The 5,932-nt window shown below is 74.6% G+C and carries 5 protein-coding genes; all 5 read left to right on the top strand.

Annotated elements, in window-relative coordinates; all coding sequences use genetic code 11:
* Positions 1–1,129, top strand: a 1,129-nt coding sequence (locus JFN87_RS31625; protein WP_209345712.1) for a fatty acid kinase subunit FakA-related protein, incomplete at its 5' end; no start/stop codon positions are given.
* Between the two features lie 27 nt (positions 1,130–1,156).
* A complete protein-coding gene (gene recG, locus JFN87_RS31620; protein ID WP_209345710.1) occupies positions 1,157–3,400 on the top strand; it encodes an ATP-dependent DNA helicase RecG in 2,244 nt (747 codons plus the stop codon).
* Positions 3,401–3,917: 517 nt separating this feature from the next.
* The gene (rsmD, locus tag JFN87_RS31615; RefSeq protein ID WP_209345708.1) at positions 3,918–4,523 is read left to right on the top strand and encodes a 16S rRNA (guanine(966)-N(2))-methyltransferase RsmD; all 606 of its coding nucleotides are present in this window, start codon (positions 3,918–3,920) and stop codon (positions 4,521–4,523) included.
* Positions 4,524–4,549: 26 nt separating this feature from the next.
* Positions 4,550–5,029: a pantetheine-phosphate adenylyltransferase gene (coaD, locus tag JFN87_RS31610; RefSeq protein ID WP_209345713.1), complete on the top strand. Its 480-nt coding sequence runs from the start codon at positions 4,550–4,552 to the stop codon at positions 5,027–5,029.
* Between the two features lie 122 nt (positions 5,030–5,151).
* A partial coding sequence (locus JFN87_RS31605) for an ATP synthase subunit B family protein (protein WP_209345706.1) occupies positions 5,152–5,932 on the top strand: 781 nt, incomplete at its 3' end.

Here is a 5,932-nt window from a genome sequence, read left to right as displayed (position 1 = left end):
CGGGGCCCGCGCGGCGCTCGACGCGACCCCCGGCCAGCTCCCTGCCCTGGACACCGCGGGCGTCGTCGACGCGGGAGGGCTCGGCCTGCTCGCCCTGCTCGGCGCGCTGATGGAGACCGTCGCCGGCCGCAGACCCGAGCCACCGCCGGGCGGCCGTGTCCACCCCGCGCACGCGCCGGAGGCGCCCCCGGCGTGCCCGGCGGGCGACGCGGAGCCCGAGGGCCCCGCGTACGAGGTGATCTACCTGCTCGAAGCGGCCGACGACGCCGCCGTGGGGCGGCTCAGGCAGCGCCTGGACGCCCTCGGCGACAGCCTCGTCGTCGGCGGCGGCGCGGGCCTGTGGAAGGTCCACGTCCACACCGACGACGCGGGGGCCGCCGTCGAGGCAGGGATGGAGGCGGGACGCCCGTACCGCCTGCGCATCACACACCTCGCGCAGCACGCGGCCGAGCGGCCCGTGGAGAGGGCGCAGCGCGCGGTCGTCGCCGTCGTACCAGGCGAGGGCCTCGCGGGACTCTGCGAGCAGGCCGGGGCCACCGCACTGCTCGCGCGCGAGGGCGAGCCGCCCGCCAGCGGCGAACTGGTCGACGCGATCCGCCGCGCCCACGCACGCGAGATCGTGCTGCTGCCCAACGACGCGGAGCTGCGCCACACCGCCGCCGCGGCGGCCGCGCAGGCGCGCGCCGAGGGCATGCGCGTCGCCCTCATCCCCACCCGCGCGGCCGTCCAGGGCATCGCCGCGCTCGCCGTGCACCAGCCCGAGCGCCGGTTCGACGAGGACGTCGTGGCGATGACCTCGGCCGCGGGCGCCACCCGCTACGGCGAGCTGGCCGTGGCCGAGCGGATGGCCTGGACGACGGCCGGCGTCTGCCGCGCCGGGGACGTGCTCGGCCTCATCGACGGCGACGTCGCCGTCATCGGCACGGAACTCGACGCCACCGCGCGCGCCGTGCTCGACCGCATGCTGGCGGCAGGCGGCGAACTCGTCACACTCGTGCTCGGCGACGACGTGCCCGACGCACTCGCCGACCGCCTCGAAGACCATGTCCGCGACGGCCACCTCGCCGTCGACACCGTCGTCCACCGGGGCGGCGGAAGGACGGCGCCGCTGCTCATCGGCGTCGAATAGCGACCGATGTCAGAGGTGTGGTGTGCAATGGACGACGTGTCCGCGCTTGACGAACCCCTCAAGAAGACACTCGGCCAGCCCACCGCGAAGGTGATGGCCGAGAACCTCGGCCTGCACACCGTGGGCGACCTGCTGCACCACTACCCGCGGCGCTACGAGGAGCGCGGCCGGCTCACGCGCCTCGCCGACCTCCCGCTCGACGAGGACGTGACGGTCGTCGCCCAGGTCGCCGACGCCCGCGTGCTGCGCTTCAACGGCGGCCGCGGCCAGCGCCTGGAGATCACCCTGACAGACGGCAGCGGCAAGCTCCAGCTGGTCTTCTTCGGCCGGGGCATCCACAAACCGCACAAGGAGCTGCCGCCGGGCAGCCGCGCCATGTTCGCCGGCAAGGTCTCCGTCTTCAACCGCAAGCTCCAGCTCGCCCACCCCACGTACGTCACGCTCGGCCGTGCCGACGGTGCCGGCGGTGCCGGCGACGACGGTACGGAGGGCGGCCAGGACGGCGACAGCGCCGCCGTCGACGCCTTCGCGGGCCGGCTCATCCCGATCTACCCCGCCTGCAAGGGCCTGGAGTCGTGGAAGATCGCCAAGGCCGTCGACGCCGTCCTGCCGCGCGCGTCCGAGGCCGTCGATCCGCTGCCCGCCGCGCTCCGCGAGGGCCGCGGCTTCGCCACGCTGCCCGAGGCGCTGCGCAAGGTGCACAGGCCCGAGTCGAAGGCCGACGTCGAGGACGCACGCGCGCGGCTCAAGTGGGACGAGGCGTTCGTGCTCCAGGTCGCGCTCGCCAGGCGCCGCAGCGCCGACGGCCGGCTGCCCGCGGTCGCCAGGCGCCCCGTCGAAGGCGCCCTGCTCGACGCGTTCGACGCGCGCCTGCCGTTCACGCTCACCGACGGGCAGCGCCGGGTCACCGGGGAGGTGTTCACGGACCTCGGCACCGAACACCCCATGCACCGGCTGCTCCAGGGCGAGGTCGGCTCCGGCAAGACGCTGGTGGCCCTGCGGGCCATGCTCGCCGTCGTCGACGCGGGCGGCCAGGCGGCGATGCTCGCGCCCACCGAGGTCCTCGCCCAGCAGCACCACCGCTCCACCACGGAGATGATGGGCGACCTTGCACTCGGCGGAACGCTCGGCGCCGCCGAGAACGCCACCAAGGTCGTCCTCCTCACCGGCTCGATGGGCGCCGCCGCACGCCGCGCGGCGCTCCTCGACATCGCCACGGGCGAGGCGGGCATCGTCATCGGCACGCACGCCCTGATCGAGGACAAGGTCCAGTTCCACGACCTGGGCCTCGTGGTGGTCGACGAGCAGCACCGCTTCGGCGTCGAGCAGCGCGACGCCCTGCGCGCCAAGGGCAGGCAGCCGCCACACCTGCTCGTCATGACGGCCACGCCCATCCCCCGTACGGTCGCGATGACGGTCTTCGGCGACCTGGAGACCTCCGTGCTCGACGAACTGCCCGCGGGCAGGTCCCCGATCGCGAGCCACGTCGTGCCCGCGCAGGACAAGCCGCACTTCCTCGCCCGGGCCTGGGACCGGGTGCGCGAGGAGGTCTCGGCGGGACACCAGGCGTATGTGGTCTGCCCGCGCATCGGGGACGAGGAGGACCGCAAGAAGGAGGACCAGAGGAAGAAGGCCGCCGCGGAGGACGGCGAGAAGCGCCCCGCGCTCGCCGTGGTGGAGGTCGCGGAGAAGCTGGCCGCGGGCCCGCTGGCGGGGCTGCGCGTGGAGGTCCTGCACGGCCGCATGGCACCCGACGACAAGGACGCGGTCATGCGCCGCTTCGCCGCGGGCGAGACGGATGTGCTCGTCGCGACCACCGTCATCGAGGTCGGCGTCAACGTGCCCAACGCGACCGCCATGGTGATCATGGACGCCGACCGCTTCGGCGTCTCGCAACTCCACCAGCTGCGCGGCCGCGTCGGCCGCGGCTCCGCGCCGGGCCTGTGCCTCCTCGTCACGGACGCGCCCGAGGCCGGCCCCGCGCGCGCCAGGCTCGCCGCCGTCGCCGCCACGCTCGACGGCTTCGAGCTCTCCCGCATCGACCTCGAACAGCGCCGCGAGGGCGACGTACTCGGCCAGGCCCAGTCGGGCGTCCGCTCCAGCCTGCGGATGCTGGCCGTCATCGAGGACGAGGACGTCATCGCCCAGGCCCGCGAGGAGGCCGTCACGGTCGTCGCCGATGACCCCGAGCTGACCGGCTACCCGGAGCTGCGCACGGCCCTGGACGCCTTGCTCGACGCCGACAGGGAAAGCTACCTGGACAAGGCCTGACCCCCTGCCGGCGACCGGCCTTGAGGCGCCCGCCCGCGGGACACGCCCCGCCCGGGCGGTACGGCACCGCGGCGCACGGCGCTGCCGCCGCACAAGCGAGGCCGCCCACCTTGCCCGGAGGGCGCCCGTACCGCCGGGGCGGGCCGCGACCGCCGGGACGGCCAGCGGCCGCGGGGCCGGGGCGGGCGGTGGACGCCCCCGGTTCGCGGGACGCGCCCCGCGGTACTGCGGGTGCGGCGTCGTCGCCGCACACCCGCGGCTGGGGCGTGCACGGAGGGCGCCCGTGCCGCTCGGCGGCCGTGGCGACGGCGGGCGGTCGAGCGCGACCCCTCGGCCCTCGGGTCGCCTCCCGCGCGGTACGGCGGACGCGGGGCACGGCGCCGTCGCCGCACACGCGCGGCCGGCGCCGCTCACGGTGGGCGCCCGTACCGCTGCCGCCCGGCGGTGCCCGGCGGAGGCGCACGCCATATCGTGGACATCGACCCGCACGCCCCGACGAACCGAGGAACCGACACCCATGACCCGCGTGATCGCCGGCGTTGCCGGGGGCCGCCGGCTCGCCGTGCCGCCGGGCAACGGCACCAGGCCCACCTCCGACCGCGCGCGCGAAGGCCTCTTCTCCAGCTGGGAGTCGCTCCTCGGCACGTTCCACGGCATCCGCGTGGCCGACCTGTACGCGGGCTCGGGAGCCGTCGGCCTCGAAGCCCTCTCCCGCGGCGCCCGGCACGCCCTGCTCGTCGAGGCCGACGGCAGGGCCGCCCGCACCGTACGGGAGAACGCGCGCGCGGTCGGGCTGCCCGGCGCCGACGTGCGCACGGCCAAGGCCGAGCAAGTCGTCCGCGACACCGCCCCCGACGCCCCGTACGACCTGATCTTCCTCGACCCGCCGTACGCGGTCACCGACGACGATCTTCGCGAGATCCTCCTCACACTCAGCCGCGGGGGCTGGCTTGCGGGCGACGCCGTCGTCACCGTTGAGCGCAGCACCAGAGGCGGCGCGTTCGGCTGGCCCGAGGGGTTCGAGCCGCTGCGCTCACGCCGCTACGGCGAGGGCACCCTGTGGCACGGCAAGGCGGCCGCCGCCACGGCAGCCGCCGCCCCGGAGACCGGGGTCGCGCCATGACCAGGCCACGAAGCGAGGAGACCCCATTGCGACGCGCCGTCTGTCCCGGATCCTTCGATCCGATCACCAACGGGCACCTCGACATCATCGCCCGCGCGTCCAAGCTCTACGACGTCGTCCACGTCGCCGTGATGATCAACATGTCGAAGAAGGGCCTCTTCACCGTCGAGGAGCGCATCGACCTGATCCAGCGGGCGACCGCCGAGTTCGGCAACGTGGAGGTCGAGTCCTTCCACGGCCTCCTCGTCGACTTCTGCAAGCAGCGCGACATCCCCGCCATCGTGAAGGGGCTGCGCGCCGTCAGCGACTTCGACTACGAGCTCCAGATGGCGCAGATGAACAACGGCCTCTCCGGCGTCGAGACGCTGTTCGTGCCGACCAACCCGACGTACAGCTTCCTGTCCTCCTCGCTCGTCAAGGAGGTCGCGACCTGGGGCGGCGACGTCTCCCACCTGCTGCCCCCCGAGGTGCACGCCGCGGTCGTGCAGCGGCTCTCGGAGCGCTGAGCGCCGCCGCGCCGGTACGCCCGCCGCCTGACCGCCCGTCACCCGGTGTCGGGCGCGGCGCGAGTGGTCGTACAGTCGGTGGCGTCCGTCTCCCAATCCGGCAGAGAAAAGGCGAGCACACGGTGGACGTGCAGAAGAAGCTCGACGAGATCGTCGGCGCTGTGGGGAACGCCAGGTCCATGCCCATGTCGGCGTCCTGCGTGGTGAACCGCGCCGAACTGCTCGCCATGCTGGAGGAGGTGCGCGCGGCCCTGCCGGGATCCCTCGCGCAGGCCGAGGAGGTGATCGGCGGGCACGAGCAGCTGACCGCCCAGGCACGCCAGGAGGCGGAGAGGATCGTCCGGGATGCCCACGAGGAGCGGTCCTCGCTGATCTCCGAGACGGTCGTCGCACGGCAGTCGCAGGAGGAGGCGGAGCGCATCCTCGGCGACGCCCGCAGGGACGCCGAGGAGATCCGCGCGGAGGCCGACGACTACGTCGACTCCAAGCTCGCCAACTTCGAGGTCGTCCTCACCAAGACCATCGGGTCGGTGGACCGCGGCCGCGAGAAGCTGCTCGGCCGCGCCCAGGGCGAGGGATCCGGCGGCGGTTACGACGATGACGACCCGGACGCCCCCGAGTACACCTCCGACCCCGACACCCTCGTCCGCAGGGCCGACGACTACGTCGACGCCAAGCTCGGCGCCTTCGAGGCCGTCCTGTCCAAGACGCTCGACGCCGTGGGCCGCGGACGCCAGAAGCTCCTCGGCCACATCGCCACCGACGAGCTCGGCGCCCACATGGCGGCCCAGGACGCGGCCGGCGAGCACGGTCTCGCCCACGACTCCGACTTCCTCGCCGACCTCGCGGCCGAGCGGGGCCCCGTCAGGCGGCCGCCGGCGCCGGCGGCCGAACCGGCCGGCG

This window comes from Streptomyces montanisoli (assembly GCF_017813245.1).
Lineage (GTDB): Bacteria > Actinomycetota > Actinomycetes > Streptomycetales > Streptomycetaceae > Streptomyces > Streptomyces montanisoli.
The sequence above is the reverse complement of the archived record's forward strand: the minus strand, read 5'-3'. Positions and strand labels throughout refer to the sequence as shown.

Excerpts from the sequence above, each read along its gene's own strand:
- recG (WP_209345710.1), top strand. The coding sequence starts at position 1,157 with ATGGACGACGTGTCCGCGCTTGACGAACCCCTCAAGAAGACACTCGGC.
- rsmD (WP_209345708.1), top strand. The coding sequence starts at position 3,918 with ATGACCCGCGTGATCGCCGGCGTTGCCGGGGGCCGCCGGCTCGCCGTG.